18 protein-coding genes and 1 tRNA gene are annotated in these 21,828 nt (G+C 55.4%); 5 read left to right on the forward strand and 14 right to left on the reverse strand.

What is annotated here, in order from left to right:
• Positions 1-556: 556 nt before the first annotated feature.
• The 7 genes from ACVW0Y_RS13740 to ACVW0Y_RS13770 all read right to left on the reverse strand — a co-directional run bounded on the left by ACVW0Y_RS13740 (position 557) and on the right by ACVW0Y_RS13770 (position 10,334).
• On the reverse strand, positions 557-841 hold the full coding sequence (locus ACVW0Y_RS13740; protein ID WP_457438883.1) for a helix-turn-helix domain-containing protein: 285 nt from the start codon (positions 839-841) through the stop codon (positions 557-559).
• A 32-nt stretch (positions 842-873) separates the two neighbouring features.
• A complete protein-coding gene (locus tag ACVW0Y_RS13745) occupies positions 874-1,482 on the reverse strand; it encodes a LysE family translocator (RefSeq protein ID WP_457438884.1) in 609 nt (202 codons plus the stop codon).
• Positions 1,475-1,777, reverse strand: a complete 303-nt coding sequence (locus ACVW0Y_RS13750) for a site-2 protease family protein (protein ID WP_457438885.1) — start codon at positions 1,775-1,777, stop codon at positions 1,475-1,477. Before ACVW0Y_RS13750 ends, ACVW0Y_RS13745 begins: the two co-directional genes overlap by 8 nt.
• A gap of 28 nt (positions 1,778-1,805) precedes the next feature.
• A complete protein-coding gene (locus ACVW0Y_RS13755; protein ID WP_457438886.1) occupies positions 1,806-2,267 on the reverse strand; it encodes a hypothetical protein in 462 nt (153 codons plus the stop codon).
• Positions 2,268-3,394: 1,127 nt separating this feature from the next.
• On the reverse strand, positions 3,395-6,658 hold the full coding sequence (locus tag ACVW0Y_RS13760; RefSeq protein ID WP_457438887.1) for a type I restriction endonuclease subunit R: 3,264 nt from the start codon (positions 6,656-6,658) through the stop codon (positions 3,395-3,397).
• Positions 6,655-7,959, reverse strand: coding sequence for a restriction endonuclease subunit S (locus ACVW0Y_RS13765; protein ID WP_457438888.1), 1,305 nt, complete (start codon positions 7,957-7,959; stop codon positions 6,655-6,657). The genes ACVW0Y_RS13760 and ACVW0Y_RS13765 overlap by 4 nt, the downstream gene beginning before the upstream one ends.
• A gap of 41 nt (positions 7,960-8,000) precedes the next feature.
• A complete protein-coding gene (locus ACVW0Y_RS13770) occupies positions 8,001-10,334 on the reverse strand; it encodes a type I restriction-modification system subunit M (RefSeq protein WP_457438889.1) in 2,334 nt (777 codons plus the stop codon).
• A gap of 183 nt (positions 10,335-10,517) precedes the next feature.
• Between ACVW0Y_RS13770 and ACVW0Y_RS13775 the strand changes: the two genes are divergently transcribed.
• The gene (locus ACVW0Y_RS13775) at positions 10,518-10,808 is read left to right on the forward strand and encodes a hypothetical protein (RefSeq protein WP_457438890.1); all 291 of its coding nucleotides are present in this window, start codon (positions 10,518-10,520) and stop codon (positions 10,806-10,808) included.
• A 638-nt stretch (positions 10,809-11,446) separates the two neighbouring features.
• On the opposite strand, the gene ACVW0Y_RS13780 is transcribed toward ACVW0Y_RS13775, so the two are convergent.
• From ACVW0Y_RS13780 to ACVW0Y_RS13795, 4 genes are all read right to left on the reverse strand, one after another.
• Positions 11,447-12,664, reverse strand: coding sequence for a tyrosine-type recombinase/integrase (locus ACVW0Y_RS13780; RefSeq protein WP_457438891.1), 1,218 nt, complete (start codon positions 12,662-12,664; stop codon positions 11,447-11,449).
• Positions 12,665-12,846: 182 nt separating this feature from the next.
• On the reverse strand, positions 12,847-13,272 hold the full coding sequence (locus ACVW0Y_RS13785; protein ID WP_457438892.1) for a hypothetical protein: 426 nt from the start codon (positions 13,270-13,272) through the stop codon (positions 12,847-12,849).
• Positions 13,273-13,943: 671 nt separating this feature from the next.
• On the reverse strand, positions 13,944-14,363 hold the full coding sequence (locus tag ACVW0Y_RS13790) for a hypothetical protein (protein WP_457438893.1): 420 nt from the start codon (positions 14,361-14,363) through the stop codon (positions 13,944-13,946).
• Positions 14,360-15,676, reverse strand: a complete 1,317-nt coding sequence (locus ACVW0Y_RS13795) for a tyrosine-type recombinase/integrase (RefSeq protein ID WP_457438894.1) — start codon at positions 15,674-15,676, stop codon at positions 14,360-14,362. Before ACVW0Y_RS13795 ends, ACVW0Y_RS13790 begins: the two co-directional genes overlap by 4 nt.
• Positions 15,677-15,800: 124 nt before the next feature.
• On the opposite strand from ACVW0Y_RS13795, the gene ACVW0Y_RS13800 reads away from it, so the two are divergent.
• Together ACVW0Y_RS13800 and ACVW0Y_RS13805 are read left to right on the forward strand one after the other, a co-directional pair.
• Positions 15,801-15,875: transfer RNA gene (locus ACVW0Y_RS13800), tRNA-Leu, on the forward strand.
• A gap of 347 nt (positions 15,876-16,222) precedes the next feature.
• Positions 16,223-16,801 carry a GIY-YIG nuclease family protein gene (locus ACVW0Y_RS13805; protein ID WP_457438895.1) on the forward strand — a complete coding sequence of 193 codons (579 nt, stop codon included), beginning with the start codon at positions 16,223-16,225 and terminating at the stop codon, positions 16,799-16,801.
• Positions 16,802-16,830: 29 nt separating this feature from the next.
• On the opposite strand, the gene ACVW0Y_RS13810 is transcribed toward ACVW0Y_RS13805, so the two are convergent.
• Together ACVW0Y_RS13810 and ACVW0Y_RS13815 are read right to left on the reverse strand one after the other, a co-directional pair.
• The gene (locus ACVW0Y_RS13810; protein ID WP_457438896.1) at positions 16,831-18,099 is read right to left on the reverse strand and encodes a DNA cytosine methyltransferase; all 1,269 of its coding nucleotides are present in this window, start codon (positions 18,097-18,099) and stop codon (positions 16,831-16,833) included.
• A gap of 338 nt (positions 18,100-18,437) precedes the next feature.
• Positions 18,438-20,276, reverse strand: a complete 1,839-nt coding sequence (locus tag ACVW0Y_RS13815; protein WP_457438897.1) for a DUF3592 domain-containing protein — start codon at positions 20,274-20,276, stop codon at positions 18,438-18,440.
• Between the two features lie 363 nt (positions 20,277-20,639).
• Between ACVW0Y_RS13815 and ACVW0Y_RS13820 the strand changes: the two genes are divergently transcribed.
• Together ACVW0Y_RS13820 and ACVW0Y_RS13825 are read left to right on the forward strand one after the other, a co-directional pair.
• Positions 20,640-20,840 carry a YjfB family protein gene (locus ACVW0Y_RS13820; RefSeq protein WP_457438898.1) on the forward strand — a complete coding sequence of 67 codons (201 nt, stop codon included), beginning with the start codon at positions 20,640-20,642 and terminating at the stop codon, positions 20,838-20,840.
• A 98-nt stretch (positions 20,841-20,938) separates the two neighbouring features.
• Complete coding sequence (locus ACVW0Y_RS13825) at positions 20,939-21,448, forward strand: hypothetical protein (protein ID WP_457438899.1); 510 nt, start codon at positions 20,939-20,941, stop codon at positions 21,446-21,448.
• A 184-nt stretch (positions 21,449-21,632) separates the two neighbouring features.
• Here the strand turns inward: ACVW0Y_RS13825 and ACVW0Y_RS13830 are convergent, their stop codons facing one another.
• The gene (locus ACVW0Y_RS13830) at positions 21,633-21,791 is read right to left on the reverse strand and encodes a YqaE/Pmp3 family membrane protein (protein ID WP_074939855.1); all 159 of its coding nucleotides are present in this window, start codon (positions 21,789-21,791) and stop codon (positions 21,633-21,635) included.
• Between the last annotated feature and the right edge of the window lie 37 nt (positions 21,792-21,828).

Consider the following 21,828-nt stretch of genomic DNA (forward strand, 5'->3'; position numbering starts at 1 on the left):
GCTGGAAATCCACAGTTGCTCTATGAGACCAACTGGATCGAAGAAAACGTGCTGCATTGGCTCTCAGTCGAGAACCGGCATGAAGACGTCCGTATGCTGAGGAGCCTGGGCTCTCCAATTCCACCCTTTGCGTTGATCCACGCCGTTGAACACAGGCATTTGGAAACAATCATTGCGCTGCTAGAGCTTGGGGCTGAAGTAGAGCCGAGTTTCATCACTCGCGCCCTTAACTACAACTATTTTTCACGCTGCAAGAAAAAGAAGTTGTTGATCAGGCGTTACTTCAAACAGTTTGGGTATGAGGTATAGGTGAGAAAAGGGAATGGATTTATTTCCATACTCTAAACGTCCTCTTCTGGCCGAAAACTGACCCAGTCCGATCCTTGAAAAACATTACCTGGGCAGGGTTTGTGCTGATGTGGAGGTGGAGGTGGGGCAGTCCTGCGTCGGCAAGTGGGTCAAATCGGCATCAGCCTCAACAAGCACAACTCAAACGGCTCACCAAAGACCCGAATGATTGCGCCTCAAGAGCCCGTCTGAGCGATACCGAAGCGCGTTATCCACCCACGACCATCGGCGATACCTTCGGCAATCCGCTGCGAGGAAGATCCTCCAACCCATCGATACCGAACGCCAAGTAACGGCTACGCCACTTGAACACTACCGGTGCCGAGATGTTCAGCCGGAAGCTGACTTCCTTGGGGGAGAGTCCGCTTTCCAGTAACAGCAGAATCGAAGCCCGAGTGACGCTTCTATACGGCAGAAGTCCGGAACGGGCGATTTTCTTCAGTCGCTCGCGGTCTTCGTCCAATAGTAAAAAATTGATTGCCTTCCTGGCCATGAAGCCTCCTGGGTTAAATCATTCAAGTCTGTTTATTTGCTGGCTGAAGCCATCAGCACGCCAAAGCAAAAGAAGGTGATACCCGACAGTTTACCGACAATCCTGGCGCCCTTGTTCGTGGAGAGCCAGCCTCTTGCGCCGTTGGCCATGAGGGCATATCCGGTATGAACCAGTACGACGAGCAAGCTATAGGACGACACCAGCAAGAAGAACTGGCTGTAGTAGTTACCCTCGGGTTTGATGAACTGAGGGAATACTGCGAGAAAGAAGAAACCGGCCTTAGGGTTCAGCAACTGGATCGACAACGCCTCGACGAACCGACGCCACGGACGCGACGAAGTGACTTTGAGTTCGGGGATAAAACTCTTTGTACGCCACATCCTGATCCCCAAGTACAACAAGTACAGTGCGCCGATGTATTTGAGAATGGTGAACGCAGTGGCCGAGGCGGCCAGGATCAAGCCTACGCTACTGGCGGAAATACCCGCGACGACAAAAGCGCCCAACGCGATACCGAAGATGCCGGGCAGCGAACCGGTCCAGCCGTGACGCAGCGAGTTGGAAATCGTCAGCACCACCCCAGGACCGGGGCTGAGCACGGTCAGGGTTGCCAGAATTAGAAACAGTCCGTAACTAGCCATTAATCACTCCACTAGGCAGGGCATTCAGAAGACTCTGTGTAGCCCAAACGATGTACTTGCTTAACAAACCCGTGAACAACAACCCGGCGCCGGTGACATAGAGGCAGGGCTGAATGTGCTTGTAGTAATTCCACACGCGCTCACTGCTCAGGGCCTGAATGCACGTCGCGCCATCCAGTGGCATCACGGGCAGCATGTTGACCACACAGAGAAATAGATTGAGAGACGCGCAGGTCTCCAGAAACGCGACATTCCAGACTGTTGCTACCGGCAACTCCCGGCCAGAAGCAGTCATAGCGTGTCTGAAAAAAACAGGGGGTGGTTCACCCCTTCAAGTCCCCCGCAAGCTTTTGCAGCTCCCGGTATCTCTGGATGACGTCCCCATAGATGTGCTCGTGTTCGGTAGCTCTGAATTTCTCGTGATTCTCCAGCGCCCACCGAGAAAAATCTGCGACGTAAGCTGAGATGAACGCCAACTCCTTTGGGTGCTCTACGAGCTTTCTTAGGAGGAGATGCGCTAGCCCGTTATAAACATCAATGTCATCCCTAGCTCCCTCTTCCTGCAAGTACCTGCACGCACCCAGTATGTAAAAGCGTAAGGCCAGAGGACCCACATGACTCCAGTCATGAAGAACGGACAGCGAGCAGTGCGTGTAATAGCGCTTGCGGGCAAATTCGATGTCTTTACCGAGGTAGTGTTCTCTGACCCATTTTTCTTCACAGTCGCCGTCGTAGTAGAAATCGTCAGCGGTGGGAAGGGATTCGAAATTGGGTTCGTCTAACACTGCATCAGTCCTTGATAAGTAGATGGCACAAACGCGGGATGAGCAGAACGCACTCACCAGATAATCCAGGCGTTTTACGCGCCTTCGATTGAAACAGTCAAACGACTGCTATTGGCCGATTTCTGCCGGTCACTGCCCCCGGCAAGAATGTACAGTTCTCTGCCAATCATGGTTACGAAGCGCGCAGGTCAAAACCGATGCAATCGGTGGTCGGATGCAATGCACATGACTGGCCAGGTCAAATACAGACGGGTGGTCACGTATGGGGGGCAATCCCGCACATGCCGGAGACACCCGCTATATTTGGCAGATGCAATATGGCGCTTGTATCGAACAGGGAATTGCGACACGCCAAGGGTATGACAGGGCGAAACTGCGACACTCGGGCCATATCGCATAGTCATGCTGCGACACACCACGCGTGTGACAGCGAGGCAGGCGATACGACTGGGGTATGAAATTTACGCTCAGGAGGCAGAGTCATTACCGTCACTGACAGTGCCCACAGTGACTCCGCAAAGCGCCATCACGGGTATTCTGAGCGTCAGTTGTGGCAGCGCCAGTGCCTCAACTGGCACTGGTTTTCTCGGTTATATTCACCACGTTAAATTTTATAAATCAAATACTTAAAAAAATTACACATAGCTAACTTTCCTTTTGCGGGCCAGCACTTTTGAGTTGGCAACGCCTTACCCCCGCCCGCGATGCCATCGTTTGGCATCGCCTGATTGCTCCTTCAGCGCCCCCGGCGCTGGCTACTTCACTTTGATGACAAATGCTGCGCGCGCTTTTGCTCGGACTTTGACAACAAATATGCGGGGGCATACTTGAAGCAGCCGTCAGGCGATCCTTCAAGTACGTCCCCGCCCCCCCATACTTGAAGCCTTCAAGTATGGGGCAGTTGGGCGTTTTGGGCGTTTTTAGGTCAGAGTAACGAATGTGAAGCGAGGCCGAAAACGGCCAAAATGATCAACTGCCTTTGTTGTCAAAAAGCAGCTGTTTTCGTTCGCCAAAGGTGAACGGCTTGGCTGGTCATTCGATGCGGAGCATGGCTAGTGGTGAAGGAATAAAGCAGCGCCCAATAGTTACGCGCTGCATATTCAACTGGCTATTAATCAGCAGGCCCGCTACCTCGCCAATCTGAGCAAATCAAACACCACCCGCGCAAACTTACTGGCCTTACCTGGATCAGATAGTAGCTGCATCATCTGGTTCTGGTGGGCATCGCCACTGTCCATGATCGCGTCATCGACCGCGTTGGCGAAGCTACCCAGCAGTGCTTGCTCGGCGGTGTTATTGGCCAGTTGCTGCATGACCAATTGATTTTCACTGACCTTGTCGCGGATGGTGTAGGCGTAATTCACCATGTCTTTGTCTGTCAGTTGGTCGGTCACAAATAGCTCGTTGAGCCGCGCCAATATCTGCGAGAGCAACTCTTCTTTTTTGTCCTTCGCCACGGCGGAGCCAAGCCCCTCTCCCGGCACAAGCTTATAGTCGGGCGAGTCTTCTTTTAGCTTGAGGTCTTGCTGGCGTATTTTCGAAACGCGGTAATGGCTGAGCACGATACTGTCTAGGTCAATATCATCTTCATCCACCGCAGTTTCACGCAGCATTGGACTTAGATTGCGCGCGTACAGGCTGAGCTTTTCCAGCTGCTTGTCGTCGTAATCGACGATCTGCGACATGAACTCATAGAAACGCACGAAGGTACCCAGATCCTTTTTGAAGATATCCAGGGCATCCTTGGCTTGCTTGCATTCCTTCAGATCGTTTTCAGCGTTGGCGATCAACACCGCGTCCTGGGTCTTTTTAATCCGTTCAAATATTTCTTTTGAGTGCGCGTAGGCATCAACCGCCAGCTTGTAACGCTTGGTCCAACGCTCCACCGCCGGTTTGCAAATATTGGCAATCGCTGCATTGCTTTTGTTCTTAACGAAGAAGGCCGAGCAGAACTGCTCAACCTCGCTCGTCTTATAGATGCCAGCCGCGTTGAGTTTCTCAAACAGATCGAAGATCAAGTCAGGGTTGGAAACATCCGCCAGCTCTGCCGTCTGAAAATACGGCTGGAACGAGTCAAGGATGTCCTGCGGCTCGTTGAAAAAATCCAGGATAAAGGTGCCGACGTCCGCCTTGCCTGGGTACGTGCGGTTCAAGCGTGACAGGGTCTGCACGCACTCGACACCGCCGAGCTTTTTGTCCACGTACATGGCGCACAGCTTGGGCTGGTCGAAGCCGGTCTGAAACTTATTAGCCACGATCATCACTTGATAATCGTCGCTATCAAAGGCTTTGCGCATGTCGCGGCCTTTGAGGTTGGGGTTCATGTTGCTCTCGGTGTATTTAATGCCCAGCAGCGCGACTGAGTTCGGGTCTTTCTCGGTGAATTCCACCTCGCTGGAGAACGCCACCATGGCATGGATCTTCTGGTAACCCTTGTCGACGATGTATTTGTCGAAACACAGCTTGTAGCGCACCGCTTCTTTGCGTGAGCTTGTGACTACCATGGCCTTGGCTTGCCCGCCCAGCAGACCCATGACGTTGCTGCGAAAGTGCTCAACGATTACCTGCACCTTCTGCGCGATGTTGTACTCGTGCAGACGCACCCACTGGTTGAGCTTGACCTTGGCCTTTTTGCTCTCGACTTCCTGGTCGGCCTTATCGATTTTTTGCGCCAGGTTGTAGGCCACTTTGTAGTTGGTGTAGTTCTTCAGCACATCGAGAATAAAGCCCTCTTCGATGGCCTGACGCATGCTGTACACATGGTAGGCCTCGGGCTTATTGGTTTTCGAGGGTTGTTCACTTGGCTTGGGCAAGCGGCCAAACAGCTCCAGCGTCTTGGTTTTTGGCGTGGCGGTAAAGGCAAAGTAGCTTAGGTTTTTTGAGGCTTTGCGTGAGGCCACAGCGGCATCGAGAATGTCCTCAGAGCTGAGTTCGTCCTCACCATCGGCCTTGGCCTCGATCATCAGCACTTCTTTTAGCTGCCGCGCGGTCGAGCCGCTTTGCGAGGAGTGCGCTTCGTCGGCAATGATCGCGTAGCTGCGGGTTTTCAGGCTGAGGCTGTTCTCGATGGCGCGCAGCACATAGGGGAAGGTCTGGATGGTGACGATAATAATCGGCTGGGAGTTTTCCAGCGCCACCGCGAGTTTCTCGGATTTAGAGCCGTCACCCTCCTTGTTATTGATCCGCCCCACCGCGCCATCGACGTGTTCAAACTGATTGATGGTGTCTTGCAGCTGGTCATCCAGCACGGTGCGGTCCGTGACAACGATCACCGAGTTGAACTGTTTGCCACCCTGCGCGCTGTAGATCGACGACAGCTGGTGGGCGACCCAGGCAATCGAGTTGGACTTACCCGACCCTGCGCTGTGCTGGATCAGGTACTTATGCCCTGGGCCTTCAGTGCGGGCCGCGTTAACCAGCTTATTCACCACATCCCACTGGTGATAACGCGGGAAAATCAGGCTTTCTTTTTTGTACTTACGGCCTTCCCAATCTTCCTTCTCTTCGATTTGCAGGTGCACAAAGTGGCCGAGAATCGACAGCAAGTTGTTCGGCAGCAACACCTCGTTCCACAGGTAATCGGTGGCGTACTGGTTAAGGTCGGTCGGCACATCGTTACCGGCACCGCCGGCCGTGGTGCCTTTGTTAAACGGCAAGAAGTAAGTCGCCGCGCCCTCCAGCCGCGTGGCCATATAGACCTCGTACTGGCTGACGGCAAAATGCACCAGCGCCCCGCGCTTAAAGGTCAGCAGCGGTTCGGACTTTTTGGTCACTGGGTCGATGGCAAAGCGCGTGGTTTTGTATTGCTTAATGGCGTTGTGCACGGCCTGCTTGAATTCGGACTTCAGCTCCAGCGTGGCCACTGGCAAACCGTTTACAAACAACACCAGGTCAATCCGCCAGGCTTGGGCCTTGCTGCCGGTCTGTTCCAGATGCTCTTGAGTCGCCCAGGGTGAGTACACCAACTCCGGCACCACCCGGCAGCGGTTCTTGGCGTAGCGCGCCAAGGTATCCGGGTTCAGATCATGTTCGGGCTTGAACTGGCACAGGCTAAAACGGGTGCCACGGTGGCGCAGTTCATGGCGGAGCACCCCCAAGGTGCCGAAGGTGCGCATGTCTTTACTGGCGGCATTCGGGTCGGTTTTATTCAGCTGGCTGGCGACCCGCTCCAGAAAGTGCTGCTCGGGGTTGCTGGGGTACAGCGCACAAAATTTCTGCCATTGCTCATCCTGGGTTTCTTGCACAAAACCCAGCAAGTCTTCCGGGTACAGGGCCAGTTCACGGTTGTAGTGCTCTGCCTTGCCCAGCAGCCAGCCGTTAGCCAGCAAGTGTTTAAGCATGTCGTTTTGAAAGGTCAGCTCGTTGGCCTTACCGCCAGCCAATGCATTCATGGGGCTACTTCCTTGTGGGTTGGACTGGCTTGCGGCGCGGCCCAGTCTCTTACGTCGATCTTGCCGGTAACGGCGGCGGAGATTAGGGCGGTGCGGCGCTCTTGCATTAACTCAATAGCATTGCTTGCCTTAAGCGTTAAATCATCGAAGAGATCATTGTTAGACTCGACAAACTTAACAATTGACGCCTGCTCTTGCATCGGCGGAACGGTGATGATGAAGTTCGTAAATACAGGCATTCTCAATGAATCGACAGTCGATTTTGCACCGCCGTCCAGCGCCACCTTGTGAAACATATTAGAAAGATAATGAAAGAAAAATTTCCCGTTAACAAAATTGAATTTATTCATCATATAAACGCGCTGATGAAAATCGAACTTACCGTTAATATAATGAAAGACTTTACCGACCCCAACGCCATCACCCGCTGTTAGAACAGCTTCGCAATCAGCGGTAAAGCTGCTTAATCGCTCTACAGTTTGTGATCGAACAAAAAATGGGTACTCACCCTCACTCACTGCATCCTCGGTGTTTTTATCGCCAGTCTGTAGAGTGCACAAATACTTGAGCTTTTTTATTTCCCATCCTTCCGGCACTTCCCCCAGCCACTCAACACCCGAGTCGCGCATCTTGGCGCCGGGCCCGCCGTTTAATGAAGAGAGGCCTTTGGTGACGGCATGGCTAATCACGGCCTGACGTTTTTCTTTTAGCAGCTGGATCAGCTGTTGTTGCTTTTCGATCAGGGTGTCGATTTTGGCGGTTTCGTGATCGAGGAAATTGGCAATTGTTTTTCGCTCATCAAGCGTAGGAAGCCAAATATTGATGCCTCGCAAAATAGCCTGAGTAACGCTAAAAACCTTTACACCTTTAACCGCGTTCCTAATTTGAGTTCTGAACTCACGTGAATCAAAGAGATATGCATAGAAACGGCTACACTGCCTATCTATTGGGCGGGCAATAATGGTGTGATATCCAGCAAAGACAACTTTATCGGTAGTTAGCTGGGTGAAGTTCCCCGACCCATCAATATCTTCTGATGTGTCTGCAAAAACCAAATCCCCCATTAACAACAGAGCGCCTGACGATGAAATTAAATAATTTTCACTAACGCACTTAAGTGGGTGAATAGAAGGGTCCAGCTCAAAACCATATTTTGAATGAACCTCACCATAGTTCACGCAAGGCACCCCTTCGTCTAGCAGGTTTTCTTTGGTAATAGTTAATCCCTTACCAAAAGAAAACATATAACGTAGCTTGCTAACATCCCAGTGCACTGGGATTTCACGCAGCCACTCAACCACAGAATCCTTATATTCAGAATACGGCTTATACCGCCCCGCCATTACGAATGCACCTCTTGCAGCAAGGCCATAATCTCGGCTGATACGGCATCCAGATCGGCATCAATCTCAAGCAAATTCCGTGGCGGTTGGTACTGGTAGAAATGCCGGTTAAAGGGGATTTCATAACCGACGATGCCGACTTGCTGGTCCTTCGCATCCTTCTTGCCGGCATCTATCCAGGCATCGGGTACGTGGGGCTGCACTTCTTTAAGGAAGTAGGCTTCGTTAATGGCGTTAACCGATTGCGAGGGGTCGAGGGCGACGTTTTCGTTGTCGCGCAGCTCGCTGTCCGTTTGGTATTCCAACACTTCGCCATCAACGGCAAATAAGCCATACAGCGGGTTGGCTGGGGTTTTGTGGATTTTCTTGATGACCTTGGCGGCGGCTGGGTTCTTCCAGCTCATGACATCGGTGAGCTGTTTCTTGTCTTTGGCGTCCAGGGCAATGTCTTGTTGCTTGCAGGCGGCTTTGAGGGCGTCGTCAAAGATATTGAAGTCGTCATGCTGGTCGGTGCCGATGCTGGCCTGCAGTTGCTGCGCCTTGAGCAACAGACGCTTTTGATCCATCCAGGTGGTGCGGCTAAGTAGATCCTTGAGGTGCTTCTCTTTCAGTTCGGCGAAGTGCAGCTTGCAGTAACGGCGGATGGCGTCTTCATGGCCGCTCAGCTCGCCGTAGCGCTTACAACAATCGCCGTCGTCCCAGGTCTCACCTTCCAGGGCGCTGAACTCTTGGTAGACCCAGCGCATGGCGCTGTTGAGGGCACTGGGAGCGAAACGCAGCTCGGCCACGCGCTCATCACTGAACTGCCAAGACAGGCGCAACGGCCGCTCGATGCTGATGCGCCGATAGCCAAACTCATATGTGTTGAAGATCTTGCTGGCAAAGGTCTTGGCCACCTCGGCTTTGGGGTTGGCTGCTTGGCGGCCGCGGTTGCTTTTCTGTGCTGCTTGTTTGTCCAGCTCGTAGGCATCGATGGCGGCAAAACTGCCGAAGGCGCGAATGACAGTAGCGATATCGTCCTCGGCCATTTCATTGCGTTTGGAACCAAGGGATTTACGCATTTTTCCACACAGGTTCACGCCATTAATCAGCTGGACCTTGCCCTTGCGCTCGGCGGTTTTTTTGTTCGACAGCACCCACACATAGGTGGAGATGCCGGTGTTGTAGAACATGTCGGTGGGCAGCGCGACGATGGCCTCGAGCAAGTCAGCTTCAAGAATGTAGCGGCGGATCTCCGACTCGCCAGAACCGGCCCCGCCGGTAAACAACGGCGAACCATTGAGGATGATGCCAATCCGCCCGCCACCCTGGGAGCCGTCGCGCAGCTTGCTAATCAGGTGCAGCAGGAACAACAAGGAGCCATCGCTGACGCGTGGCAAACCCGCGCCAAAACGGCCGTTGAAGCCTTTTTCAGTGTGCTCGATGCTGATCTCTTGCTCGATCTTCTTCCAATCCACACCAAACGGCGGGTTGGAGAGCATGTAGTCAAACTCGGTGGCGTACAGCTGGTCGTTCGACAGGGTGTTGCCGAGTTTGATGTTGCTGACGTCCTGACCCTTGATCAGCATGTCGGCTTTGCAGATGGCGTAACTCTCGGGGTTGAGCTCCTGACCATAGGCGCGCATCACGGCCTGCGGGTTGAGCTCGTGCACGTACTCCATGCCGGAGGAGAGAAAGCCGCCGGTGCCGGCCGTGGGGTCGTAAATGGTGCGGATGATGCCAGGCTTGGTCAGGGCGTCGTCATCCTCCATAAATACCAGGGAGGTGGTGAGACGGACGATGTCGCGAGGGGTAAAGTGTTCCCCGGCGGTGTCATTTGAGCTTTCCGCAAAGCGGCGGATCAACTCCTCAAACACCAGCCCCATATCGTGGTTGGACACAGCGGCAGGACTTAAGTCGGTTTTGCGCACCCGCTGCACAACCTTGTAGAGCAGATTGGTATCATTGAGCAGACCGAGGAATTCGGTGAATTTAAAGTGATCGAAAATCTCCCGAGCATCCTTGGAGAAACCCTGCAGATAGGACTCCAGGTTGGCCTTGATGCCAGCTTCGCCAAGCGTGGACATATCCATTTTCGAGGTATTGAAAAACGACAGACCGCCAGTGGCACGCAGCAGCAGTTTCTCTTGGGCCTCTTCGGAAATATTTAGCTGCTGCACGCGTGCATGCTCGGTCAGCACCGCCGCCTTGCTGGCCTCCAATACGCACTCAAGACGCCGCAAAAGGGTGAACGGCAGGATGATGCGGCCGTACTGGCTCTGCTTAAATTCGCCACGCAGGAGATCGGCCAAAGACCAGATGTAAGCGGCCAGATTATTAGAGGCTTGCGACATTTTTTTAAAATCCCTGTAATGCGACGCTCACAGTGGCGCCAGCACGAATATGAAAAGCTTGGCCGTATTATGCGACAAAGATGCGCGGCAAAGCCTTCGGGAATCATCCCAAACAGGCGCTGGCCTTGCGGCCAACGCCTCTGCTGCTAGCGACAGCTAAACGGCAAGCTATTTCCGGCTGAGTTGCTGAAGGCAAACACGTCGCTGGTCGAGCCGATCATCGATGTACTGCGCTTCGAAAAACAGATAATCGGTGGCGATGCTGTGCTGCTGAAAAAGGCGTTGAAGGCCATCGGACAATTGGGTAACCAAGGCCATATCCCCTCACTGGAGGCCGGGTTCGATTTCAACCAAGAGCAGCGAGCAGATGTGCAGGAAGCCTATGCCGCCACACTGGCGCGATTGAAAAAGAAAAGGCCTGAAACGATGAAAACCACCCAGCCCCGCCCGTGCAACGGCAGCATTGCCCTGTAAACCGGCTGAGCGTTGCTGATTTCGCGACTACCACGGTGCTGCTGCGAGTTAAATGCGATGGGGCTGTTTCGGCGATTGCGTTAGCGCTGCTATTCGGTTTTCGCGCCCCCCTGGTGCACGAAGGCGGTCAATGGCTGGAGAGGAACAGGGGACAAATTATTTCCCTGCTCTAAACGACCACTTCTGGCCGATCACTGGCGCTCGCGAACCGCTGCGCCCCCCTTCCGAGCAAAATTCTGCACTGAGCGGATTTCTTACATTTATCGACGCTAGCAATTGATTTGATTAGACAATCATGAACACGATAGGCAACAGCGGAAGCTCTTGGACTCAACACCAAACATTTACTCACCGACAAGCAGGTTGAGCCTTAGCCGCAAGTGCGCGAAATAGAGCGCTATACCTCCCAACCGAAACAAGCCTAGTACGGACCCATCAACCCGCCTCCGCCACACCCGCCGCGCCTACGCACAAAAAACATCACCACCGGCCCACGCAGCCAAGCACCTGAACCAATCAACCCCTAAAACTCCCCAGAAATCACCCCAAAGCACACACCAGCGACACTAGATGACATTCAGCACACAGCGCCGCGCCCAAGCCCCCACACAATCTGCTCCTCGCCTCACTTCACGCGATCATTGACCCGGACTCACCTGCGGAAAACGAGAGCCCACAGACAAGCCCTGCGCCCTGCCGTTTCCTTTTCCATGCCATAGCTCAAGCGCCTCGCGTTTCAACCGCGACAGGTCCGTTTGAACATAGGTGGCAGCCAGCCCAGGCATTGCGTGATTAAGCAACTGCTCAGCTATCAGATAGTCGACCCCCAGCTCAGCCCAACCCGCTCGCGCCACCTTTCGCAGGTCATGACTGGACCACGCCCCACCGCTCAGCCCACGTATGACCCAACCAGCCGCCGCCTCCGAGAGCGGACGCCCATGCCCACTGGGAAATAGGAAAACACTGAGCTTCTCGGGCCGAACCTCCCGGTACCAACGAAGCAGCGCGATTGCACTAACCGTCAATGGCAGCTCATGCCGCGCCCGCGTCTTAGTTCGCTCTGCGGGAATCACCCACCACCCGTTTTCTAAATCGAAGTCAGCCCAGCGCGCCTGCCGAGTCTCACCTACTCGTGTGCCATGCAGCAGCATCAACAATGCCAGCAGGCAGTCACGCGGATCAGCCTCGATACGCTCAGCCAGCCGAGCGACTACAGCTCCTGCGTCCTTCGGAAATAACCGCGCCTCCTTCGGCCGGATCGGCCCGAGCCCGAACTCAGGAAACTTCACCCCTTCCAGCGGATTGCGCACCAGCAGCCCAAGTCGTTGCGCCGCGTGGATAGCCGCCAACAGCATTCGATACGCCTTGCACACCGTCGCTGGTGCAAGCTCAGCTTGCATAGGCTGAATCAACAGACGGTCCAGTTGAGCCCGATTCAGCGCAACAATAGAAACCGCGCCCAAGCGCGGCTGGAGCCAACCTCTGAACATCGTTCGACAAGCAGCCTTGCGCGCCTTGGAAAGCGTGGCCGTATTCAAATGCCGCTCCAGGTACCACGCCAGCAGATCACCTACCGTTACCAAGGTGCCGACTCGCGCAGACACCCCATTACTAGCCCGCGAAGCCAGAACTCCCGGCAACGCGGCGAGCATCGCGCTCCAACTCCAGCGCGGCCAGTTACCAGCCTTCTTCCACTTTCCATCGTGGCGCACGTCCCATGCCGCCTGTCGGTGGTTATCGCGGAATCGCAAGCGAAGCTCTGGATAAAATTCATCACGCAGCACCCGCACGCTTTCGTCGTTCGCTACCCGCTTAATAGCCGCATCGCTGAAGTCGATATATCGCGTCTCACCCATCGCGCACCTCGCTTACGAATGAAAAACCATCTGCTGGCAACCGCACGGCCCTCGACCCCGCAAGCGGGGCCCCACTCGGGCCAAGATCAAAGTCCACGATTTTTTAAATCGTCCTGGCAAAGCAAGAGCGGAGGGGCGAGGGCTGAATCAGGTTTCAGGTTTCAGGTTTCAGGTTTCAGGAATCAGGAATCAGGGAGTGGCCTGACAGTTGGAGAAGCGTTTACCTTGTGTTGCGCCCCCGTGGCATAACCGTTCTTTTTGCGTTCGTTAACGGTTAATTCACCGTTCCTGTCTGGTAGCTCACTATCCTTCTCGGTACCGTGCGGCCTCTGGTGCTTCGAGAAGTTCACCACGTGAATCACAGCACAGCTCCCGACGCCGTATCGCTCGATAAAGCCCGCTTGTTCCAACGCCACAATCCCCGATTCGACGTCATAGCCATCGCAGGGAAACAGCTCGATCTTGATTCGTTTAGGGCGGTTTTCGAGTCGCCCCTCTCGATCAGCAAGACACCAGAGACCGACAAAAAGCAGGCGATCAAATGCGTCCAAATCAGCTAACTTTTCGTTTTTGAAGAAGGCCGGCTTGATATTCCGTGAACGCGGCATGCCTCACCCACCCTGCCGGCGACCATGGCCGGCAGCATGAATAATGAGAGTGCTATGTGGATGCGCCGCCGTCAGCAGTAACTCGCCGTCGGGGAGCCAAACCGCGAAACCACTTCGCTGTCCAGGCTTGTCGCCCAATGCGTTGAAGCGGGAAACCTTGCTCGCTGGCGCGCAGTGAAGCTCAGCTGGCCCGCTAGGGCCCTTTTTCTCATCATGAAGAATCATCGAAACAGCCTCGATATTTGTCGAAGGCCGGATAAAGCGCGACAATTTGCGCGCCTAGCACTTTTTGACGGAAGTGCTTGGCACCGCCGGACGCGCCCACGTCCGGCTTTTTTATGCCGCTGATTTGCCTGGTCGAGCTACATCAAGGAGTGAGCGAACTTCAGCAGTTGGCCACGCGAGTCGGCCACCGATACGCACGCACTTAACCGGTCCATCATTGCGAATGGCCCAGTTGCGCAAGGTCTGCTGCTTGCGATTTAAAAAATGTGCCGCCTCGGCCGTGGTCAGAGTTGGCCGGTCGATCGCGTCCAAAGTTTGGAAAGTATTCATGTGCACCCCCGTTGGCGAGCCAGATCGGCTGGCCCTCGGGTTCGTCATTATCCGCACCCAACCATCCAGGTCCACAAGCTAGCGGACACCCATCCTCGGATAGGTGTCCGCTATGGTTACTCCGACAAAATTTTCTTAGCGCGCCGACCTTGCCGCTCAAGGCTGGAAATATTTCCGTCGCCAGGATCTGCGCTAGCTAGTTGGACCAACAACTCAAGGGCCCAGAGGACCCGGCCACTATCATGAGTTTGCGAACGCCGATGTGCCCGAAGCACTGTCAGCAGCTGAGGTCCTACCAAGTGATCAAGCAAAAAACACATAAGCAAGCTCAAGGCTTTACTGTCTGCCAAGCCGACGACCTCGCCAGCAAGCACTTGCTCGACAACAGAGTCCAACAGGTTGGACAATCCCCCGATTGTTTCGAATGACTCAAGACCTGGGAGTAACTCTCCTTTGGCATCAACGGGTAATTCCAACTCGCACTCGGCACGACTTGTTTTGTATGTCACCAGCTTGGTTTTCTGCTCGCCATTCATTGCACTCTCCTCAAACGCTGCCCATCATTGATCAGGACTGACAGTCCTGCCTCCTCCAGCATCCACGACTCGAACCGCTCATGATGTAAACGCAGCAAATCCAATGGCCGGACCTTGTAATGCCTTTCCTGCGTAGCGCTAGGCTTGTGACCTCCAATCTGGGCAACCACGCCAGATGGCAGCTCCAGCCACTCAGACAGACTCACAAACGAGCGACGCAAGTCATGCGGCGTGACTTGCACGCCCGCAACGCGACAGACGCGGTCGAGCGCATGGTTGGCTTCGGAGATGCGGCCCGTGGCGCTAGTAGGACTAGAAAAAACCCACTGATTACGCTTCGGCAAAGCGCGCAATAACTGGGCGACGTAGGGGGTCAACGGAATAGTTCGCGTGCCATCTCGGCCACCTTTACTGGCGTCTTTATCGCGTATCGTCAGACTCGACCACTTCCACTCGATATCGCCCCATTTGAGATCCATAAGCTCGCTAGGGCGCGAACCAACGAGCAGCAGCGTCTGCAGATACGCACTGATAACGAGATTATCCAGACCGCGCACGGCCGCGAACCAAGCTGGCAGTTGCTCCTTCAACAAACAGCCCCGTTTCGCCTCCGCGCGGCCCAGCCTTTCACGCGCGCGCTTCGTGATCGCCTGATCGCCGGCCACCAGGGCCCGATACTCTGGCTCATCTGCGGCCCAACGCAGAAATGCCTTCAGACAGCGCATAGCCAGCCTGGCGCGCGTAGGTCGCGTAGCGCCCTCCTTCGCCGCCCAGCGCTCAACAGCCTCTCCGCTGAGGGCAGACAAAGGTAATTGCATCAGCGCGTGCAGCGGCCCGGGCACTGTTTTGCCGTCACCTCGCTTGCGTTTTTCCCCGCCCGGCTGAGCTAGCTTCACATGATCCTGATAGTGCGTTTCGCCCCAGTGAGGCTGACGGTCCTTCAGGTAGTCCGCCCAAGCCTGACGCAGCGTGACCACCTGCTGCCGAGCCAACTCAGAAGCGGCGGCAGCGGCAGCTTCGTTGTCCTTCTTCAGCTGACGTGGATCTCGGCCTGCGTCCAGCTCGGCCTGAAAGCGGCGAGCCACGACTTCCGCATCCGCAATGCTTTTCCCGGGCCAATCACCAATCGTGATGCGAACGACCTTGCCCAAGTAGCGGCCTTGCCAGATGAACGCCTTTTTGCCAGCTGTCACGCGAACAGCCAACCCGGCTTGCGATGCGCTCCAATGGAAGTCCTGAGCGCCTACAGCGGTCGGCGGCACCAAATCATTGATTCGTTTTACCGTCAGCCCAATCCGTTTTATCTGCCCCATAACACCCAATCTTTGTAAGCACTTTGTAAGCATCCGGCCAATATCTAGTGGAATAAAGATCAACGAAGCCGGAACCAATAACCCCGTAAATACTAGCCTACAGGCCATATATCATCAACGTTTTGGGGTGTTTTGGGTTATCGATTTACGAGGACTCATAATCCTTTGGTCCACGGTTCAAGTCCGTGTGGGCCCACCACATTCAAAGCCGCGCATTGCGCGGCTTTTTTGTGTCTTTTGTTTTTCAAAAGCGGCTGAAAATTGGATCGTAAGCCAAATTGCCGCCTACTCATTGTCGAGGAGCGCGTCTTCGACGATGGCCTCAGCCCAGCCCAATACCTAGCTTGCTGCCAACGGACAATGGGCCACCGACATGCCCGGGCAATCTGCCATCACTTTAGGTAAGATCCGAAAAACCTTCGCAGGACTGACGGTTTAGAAGTGGGCTTCAGCCCAACCGAGCGTTTAGGTGATGCTTCACCTTTACCGGCATGTGCATGCTGATGAACTTCGCGCCCGACCAAACACAGTTAATCCAGGATAGAGATGACGGACTTTGCTTTCAGGAAAAAAGCGGTTGGAACGCTGACCACGGGTACCGGTGTCTATGCACTTTGCGACCTAGACGAAATTCCAATTTACGTTGGTCAATCGAAAGACGGAATTCGCAAGCGAGTGGCAAGGCACCTGACATCTGCGCGCTCAGACATCATTGCCAATAGACAGATCGATGTGTGGGAAATTGCATACGTTTGGACGTATCCCGAAGCCTCAAAGGACGCCATCAACGATCTTGAAGCGCAACTGTTTCATGAGTTCAGTCGGACGTCCCCGCTTATAAACGGCACCGTTCCTCAAAGCAAAAACTATGGCAGTCCCCCAGAGCCCTATCAAAGGGTTCAAGTTATGCCAGATGATGAACTTAAAAAGCGCAGGGATCCGACGCAGAGATTGCCTCGCCAGGCAGACCATTACGCGCAGATGGTCGGCCATTTTCTTGCCGTCAAGAACTCGCCTCAGATAGCACGAGCTATGGAAGCTCACTTTCTCCGCCTGCAGAAATACCACAAAACCTTGCTAGGGCTTGCGGAGGCTCAGCCTGACGAAGGGAGCGACACCGACTGATACCTGAAACGCCGGTGGTTGAACACTCATCACGCGAGCTCGTGTTTTTGCACGGAAACAAGTCCACCGGTGTCGGACAGAATCGCCTCAAAAATAAACTCTGCCAGGTGACGCACTACAGGAACAGCCACGCCGTCTCCGACCACGTGGTATGCATCGTTATAGTTACTTGGGAGCTTGTAGGTATCTTCAAGCCCCATTAGGCGCGCCGCTTCGCGCGGAGACACCAAGCGTGAGCGAATCTTCTGCCCTTCGACAATCAGAATAACTTGCCGGCTCGACCCACCAGCCGGGGTGCGTAAACAACCGGCAATGTCGTCGAAGCGAACTTCGGCGCGCTGCACCTTGTTGCCCTGCTCATCGAGGCGCGTACGCTTGTACAGGCCACCTACCATGCGCCTGCCCGTTTTTTGCGCTGCGTGTACTTTTTCGAGATTGGTAGGACTCATCATGGCGAGAAGCTGTTTCGTTTTCTCCGCGCTGTCCCACTTCACCCCCTCAGGGGATTCTTCGACCAGATCAATAAAGGTCGTAACCCGTTCTTTAGGGACTGGCAAATTCCACCACAGCCAAGCCTGCTGGGCCTGCTCCGGCAGCGCGGCGTAGGCTTTCAACATACGTTCCGGGTGCCAAGGCTGGACGGGAACAGGGGAGATCAAGGTTGCTGGAAGCTCTACCTCAGGCCGTACCCCGACAATAAAGACACGGGGACGCGACTGCGGCACAAAATGACGCGCATCTATCACCATTGCGCCAAATCGGTAGCCGGCATCCGAGAGCACTGAGCCGATGGCGGCGAAGTCCTCGCCATTGTTGGAGGTCAGGACGCCATAGACGTTTTCCAGCACGATCACTTTAGGCGCACGTTCTTCTGCCGCCAGATCACGCATGAGCTGCCAGAACGGCCAAAATGTCCCGGAACGGGTCTGCCGCTCGTCCTGTTGACGTCCAATTCCTTTGTAGATACCTGCTAGTGAAAGGTCTTGGCACGGAAAGGAGGCCCACACCAGGTCGGCTTGATCTGGCAGCTGCTGGGTGGTGATTTTATTAATATCCTCCACCAGCAAATCCAAGCCTCCCTCCCAGTTATCGCGATATGCGCGCCCCTTCATGGGGTCGAAGTCATTCGCGAAAAGGCAGTCCCAGCCTTCTCCTAAACCTGCACGCGCCATCCCCCCACCGGCAAAGAACTCGTAAAATCGACGTCCCAACCGAGCATCATGCGATGGCCGGGTTTGAGCCAGCTGTGTATCACGCTGGATTTTTTCATCGATTGCTCGAGTGATCCAGGTACTCATGGTCACTTTGCCCCCGTCCGCATGACACAGGTTTGTTAGCGCTTCATGCTGCGTATGGGTAAGGCGAAGACTTGTACGGTAGTCTGGGGTCTGACTCATGATGTATCCGGCGTATGGCGCCAAATTTAGGCTCCGCGAGAATACCGAGCTGACAGCGCTTGTCAACTCTTACGCAGCTTCTTGCGGGGTACGCTTTGCGAGTTTTATGCGCGTCCGAACTTAGGAGTTATGGCCCCCTATTGGAACCTGACCGCTGTCGCGTCATCAGCAAAGTGGACGCTCCAAACCTGACCCCGTATGGCGCAGCAAAAGTTAGGGCAGCGGCGGTGCAGCCCTCCTCAGACACTCGCCTCTTCTATAGCCACTGCCTCCAACTCCCCACTAGCAGGATCAAGCCGCCAGTCATCCTGGCTCTCGGTAAGTTGGTTATTCATGCTGAACAAGGTAGGTGCCTGCTGCCAGCGCAACGTGTCGAAGCGGTAGTCAATCAGCGGGCGGTAATCCACTTCGGTGCTGCGGTGGGTGTGCAGGTCGTGGAGGGTCATCATCGGGAAGTCGAGGTCTTCGTTGATGTACCAGTACAGGAGCCAGCGGCCGCTTTCGTCGAGGGTCATGTCCATATAGGAGCGACACTCGTCTGGCTCGGCGATGCGGGAGATGGTTTGGGTGTTGAGGTCCAGCAGGTCGATGGCGCTGCCGTTTTCGCTGTAGACCAGGCGATTGTCGGCACTCACTTGTCGTGGTGTGGGCAGCAGCAGGCCTTGGCTGGCGGGTTTGCCGTGGTGGCGGGCCAGGTCCGGGATCGTGTCTGCACGCGCGTAGGCTTCAGCCGTCAGGACGTAGAGCAGCAGTTGGGGCTCGGTCGCGACGGTGTCGATGCCGTTCAGCGCGTAGATTCGTCCCTGCGGCGTCTCGCCCAGCGCAGCACCCACGTGAATGCCGCCGGCGCTTAGTTGTTGCTGGAGTTGTGTGGCGAAGTTTTCGCCAGTGAGGCCGCCGAGGGTGTCGCCGTTCAGTTTGAACAGGCGGTGGTAGCGCCAGGCCAGTGGGTGCTCCTGGGCTTTGGCGAGGCGGGCGATGTTGTTTTCGCCTTCGCTGCCAACGCTCAGGGGCACGCGTTCGCGTGGAAATACTGGGGATTCGAGCAGCACGCGGTGCAGGGCTTCGCTGAGCATGACCATTTCGCCATAAGGGAATGGCACGTAAAGGCGCTCGGGGCGCCCTAGTTGGATCAGCCAGCGATTGAACAGCCGGGCCAGCGCCAGATCGATCTGACGCACATCGACGTCCTGGCCACCCTCATCGTCGAGACCATGCAGACGCAGCACGCCGTTTTCGCCGTAGTGCAGTTCGCCGGGCTGCTTGCCAACACGCACGTTGAGGTCGATGCCGCGTCGGCCGAACCAGGCCGCCATGCTTTGCACCCGCTCGGCGAAGGTACCTGTGCCGCTGTTACACACGCGGTAGTCCGCCAGGTGCAAGGCGTAGTACTGCTGGATATGTTTTTTGAACGCTGGCAACGGCAGCGGCTGGTGCTCCAGCTTGAAGAAGCCGTTGGTTTCGAGCGCTTTCACCAGAGCCTCGCTGTCACGCTTGCTGCGACGTAACGAGGGAATCAGGCGCGGGGCGAGAAAGGTAAATACGCTGACAAAGGCCAGCAATGGCAGGAACAGCAGAATCAGGATCAGCGTGGTCGGTTTCAGGTAGTGGCCGTAGCGAGCGTAGAACGCATCCACTTTGCCGCCGCTCTGCTGTTCGGGCATTGCCGGCAGGCTGCGGTGGATCACGCCACTGCCCCAGGCAAAGATATAGGCCATCAGCAGCGCAAAGAGCGGCGTACTCAGCAGGCTCGACAGCGAACGAATCATGGCGCGTTCGGGGGCATTGGGGTCGACGTAGATGCTCAGTTGCTCGCCCACTGCATAGGGCTTTTCGCGGGACGAATCATGGGCGCTGGCAACCACTTGCTGACCGTCGCGTTGGTAGGCCAGCAGCGGTACATACAGCGGCGGGCGCTGCGGGTCGCGCTGGGCGTTGCGGTAGTCACTGACCGTGGCGCTGTGCACCTCGGCATGGGCGACAAACCACAGCGTGCGCGCCACCGAGGAGAAGAAGCCGAACAGGAACAGCGCTGCCAACGCCAACAGAAACAGGGCACAACCACGCTTTATCGCCATGTTACTGCCCGCCCTGTTTGCCAGAATCAAGAGGCCCGAACACAACAACGGGGCATACAAACAAACGGGGAATAGCCGGCAATGCGCGGACGAGCATAGAGAGTCCTTTCACGTGGTATCGCGCTGGGCGACGGTTCCTGGGCAAGGCTGAACGCTACTAAAGCGCCAGCGCCCTGTCTACGAATCCTACAGCCGCCCGGCGCGTATTCCCGTCTTTGGGGCCTACAGACCAACGGCCCCTCCAGAGTGCCGCCTGGCTGCCGATAGGCGTTGTTCAACCTCGCCTGGCGTGCGTACCTACTTTGAACTTAGGTACCGACCGGCCAGTCGACCTTAGGTAACTGTTTCCTACGGAGGTACGGCATGGAGCTTTCCAATATTGCCGCTGCTGTTTCGAATGCGAAGATGGCGAAGACCGCTTCCGATGTGTCGATCCTGACGCTCAACAAAGCCCTGGATATCCAGTCGGAAAGCGCGCTACAGCTGATTCAGGCGATTCCGGATATGTCTTCGCTAGGCAGCAACCCACCCAATCTGGGCAATGCCATTGATGTAATGGTCTGACGGCATATTGGCCTTCTGTGTGGCGCATTGCCTACACTGGGCTGATAACAAGACACCCGTAACGACTGAAACTGCCTTTGCTGGCAGCAGGAGCGAAGATGACTCAGGACAGCGCAAAACCCAGTTGGCATCAACAAGTGGCCGGGGATCTGGTGGACCCGGTGATGAAGGACATGACCTGGCACGGTCGGACCACCGACTGGTTTTTGCAGGATCTGGTGCAGCTAACCAACGGAACCGAGTTGCAGGTGGGTATTACCTTGTCGACCCCGGCCGGTGTGATTTCGGGCATTTTGATCAGCGTGGAGCAGTATTTCCGCTTGTTTGGCGAGTCGTTTGCCAGCTCGTGGCCGCTGGCTGAGGCGGACCGCTTGCGGGCGCACTATGCGGAGTTGGGCAAGGCGCGGTTGCCGACGTCGAATGATGAGGTTCCGCCGCCGGTGCAGTACCTGCATTTGAAGGACGCCAAGCTGAGCACGCCGTCCGGGCAGATGCCGGCCACTGAAGGGTTGCTGTGGCGCGGCACGATTGCCTCGATCTCAGGTTTCTCGCTGGGGTTGTTGGCGGATGATTTGGGTGGCGATATTCAGCTAACGCTGCAGCAGTAATCACCCGCCGAACAAAAAGCCCCGCCATTGCGGGGCTTTTTGTTCGGCGAAGATTTTCCACCGTCGTCCCAGCGCAGGCTGGGACACAGGTTTGCGAAGCGAACCTAAATACCGAGCCCGTCGCAGCATTCGGGGTCCCAGCCTGCGCTGGGACGACGGCGTGGGGCTGATAGGTGAATACGGTTCAACGCTTGGCGATGATGTACACGGCGTGAACGATGCCCGGGATATAGCCGCACAGGGTCAGCAGAATATTCAGCCAGAAGGCACCACCAAATCCCACTTGCAGAAACACCCCCAGCGGCGGCAGGAGGATGGCGATCAGGATGCGGATCAGGTCCATGAAGTCAGTTCCTTTCAGTTGAAAACATACCTCATAA

This window comes from Pseudomonas sp. TE3786, from assembly GCF_054057335.1.

Bases quoted from the DNA above. Each gene is read 5' to 3' on its own strand.
- ACVW0Y_RS13780 (WP_457438891.1), bottom strand. From the start codon at position 12,664: ATGGGTGAGACGCGATATATCGACTTCAGCGATGCGGCTATTAAGCGG.
- ACVW0Y_RS13770 (WP_457438889.1), bottom strand. From the start codon at position 10,334: ATGTCGCAAGCCTCTAATAATCTGGCCGCTTACATCTGGTCTTTGGCC.
- ACVW0Y_RS13805 (WP_457438895.1), top strand. From the start codon at position 16,223: ATGACGGACTTTGCTTTCAGGAAAAAAGCGGTTGGAACGCTGACCACG.
- ACVW0Y_RS13760 (WP_457438887.1), bottom strand. From the start codon at position 6,658: ATGAATGCATTGGCTGGCGGTAAGGCCAACGAGCTGACCTTTCAAAAC.
- ACVW0Y_RS13785 (WP_457438892.1), bottom strand. From the start codon at position 13,272: ATGCCGCGTTCACGGAATATCAAGCCGGCCTTCTTCAAAAACGAAAAG.
- ACVW0Y_RS13790 (WP_457438893.1), bottom strand. From the start codon at position 14,363: ATGAATGGCGAGCAGAAAACCAAGCTGGTGACATACAAAACAAGTCGT.
- ACVW0Y_RS13830 (WP_074939855.1), bottom strand. From the start codon at position 21,791: ATGGACCTGATCCGCATCCTGATCGCCATCCTCCTGCCGCCGCTGGGG.
- ACVW0Y_RS13795 (WP_457438894.1), bottom strand. From the start codon at position 15,676: ATGGGGCAGATAAAACGGATTGGGCTGACGGTAAAACGAATCAATGAT.
- ACVW0Y_RS13825 (WP_457438899.1), top strand. From the start codon at position 20,939: ATGACTCAGGACAGCGCAAAACCCAGTTGGCATCAACAAGTGGCCGGG.
- ACVW0Y_RS13750 (WP_457438885.1), bottom strand. From the start codon at position 1,777: ATGACTGCTTCTGGCCGGGAGTTGCCGGTAGCAACAGTCTGGAATGTC.
- ACVW0Y_RS13820 (WP_457438898.1), top strand. From the start codon at position 20,640: ATGGAGCTTTCCAATATTGCCGCTGCTGTTTCGAATGCGAAGATGGCG.
- ACVW0Y_RS13810 (WP_457438896.1), bottom strand. From the start codon at position 18,099: ATGAGTACCTGGATCACTCGAGCAATCGATGAAAAAATCCAGCGTGAT.
- ACVW0Y_RS13745 (WP_457438884.1), bottom strand. From the start codon at position 1,482: ATGGCTAGTTACGGACTGTTTCTAATTCTGGCAACCCTGACCGTGCTC.
- ACVW0Y_RS13815 (WP_457438897.1), bottom strand. From the start codon at position 20,276: ATGGCGATAAAGCGTGGTTGTGCCCTGTTTCTGTTGGCGTTGGCAGCG.
- ACVW0Y_RS13740 (WP_457438883.1), bottom strand. From the start codon at position 841: ATGGCCAGGAAGGCAATCAATTTTTTACTATTGGACGAAGACCGCGAG.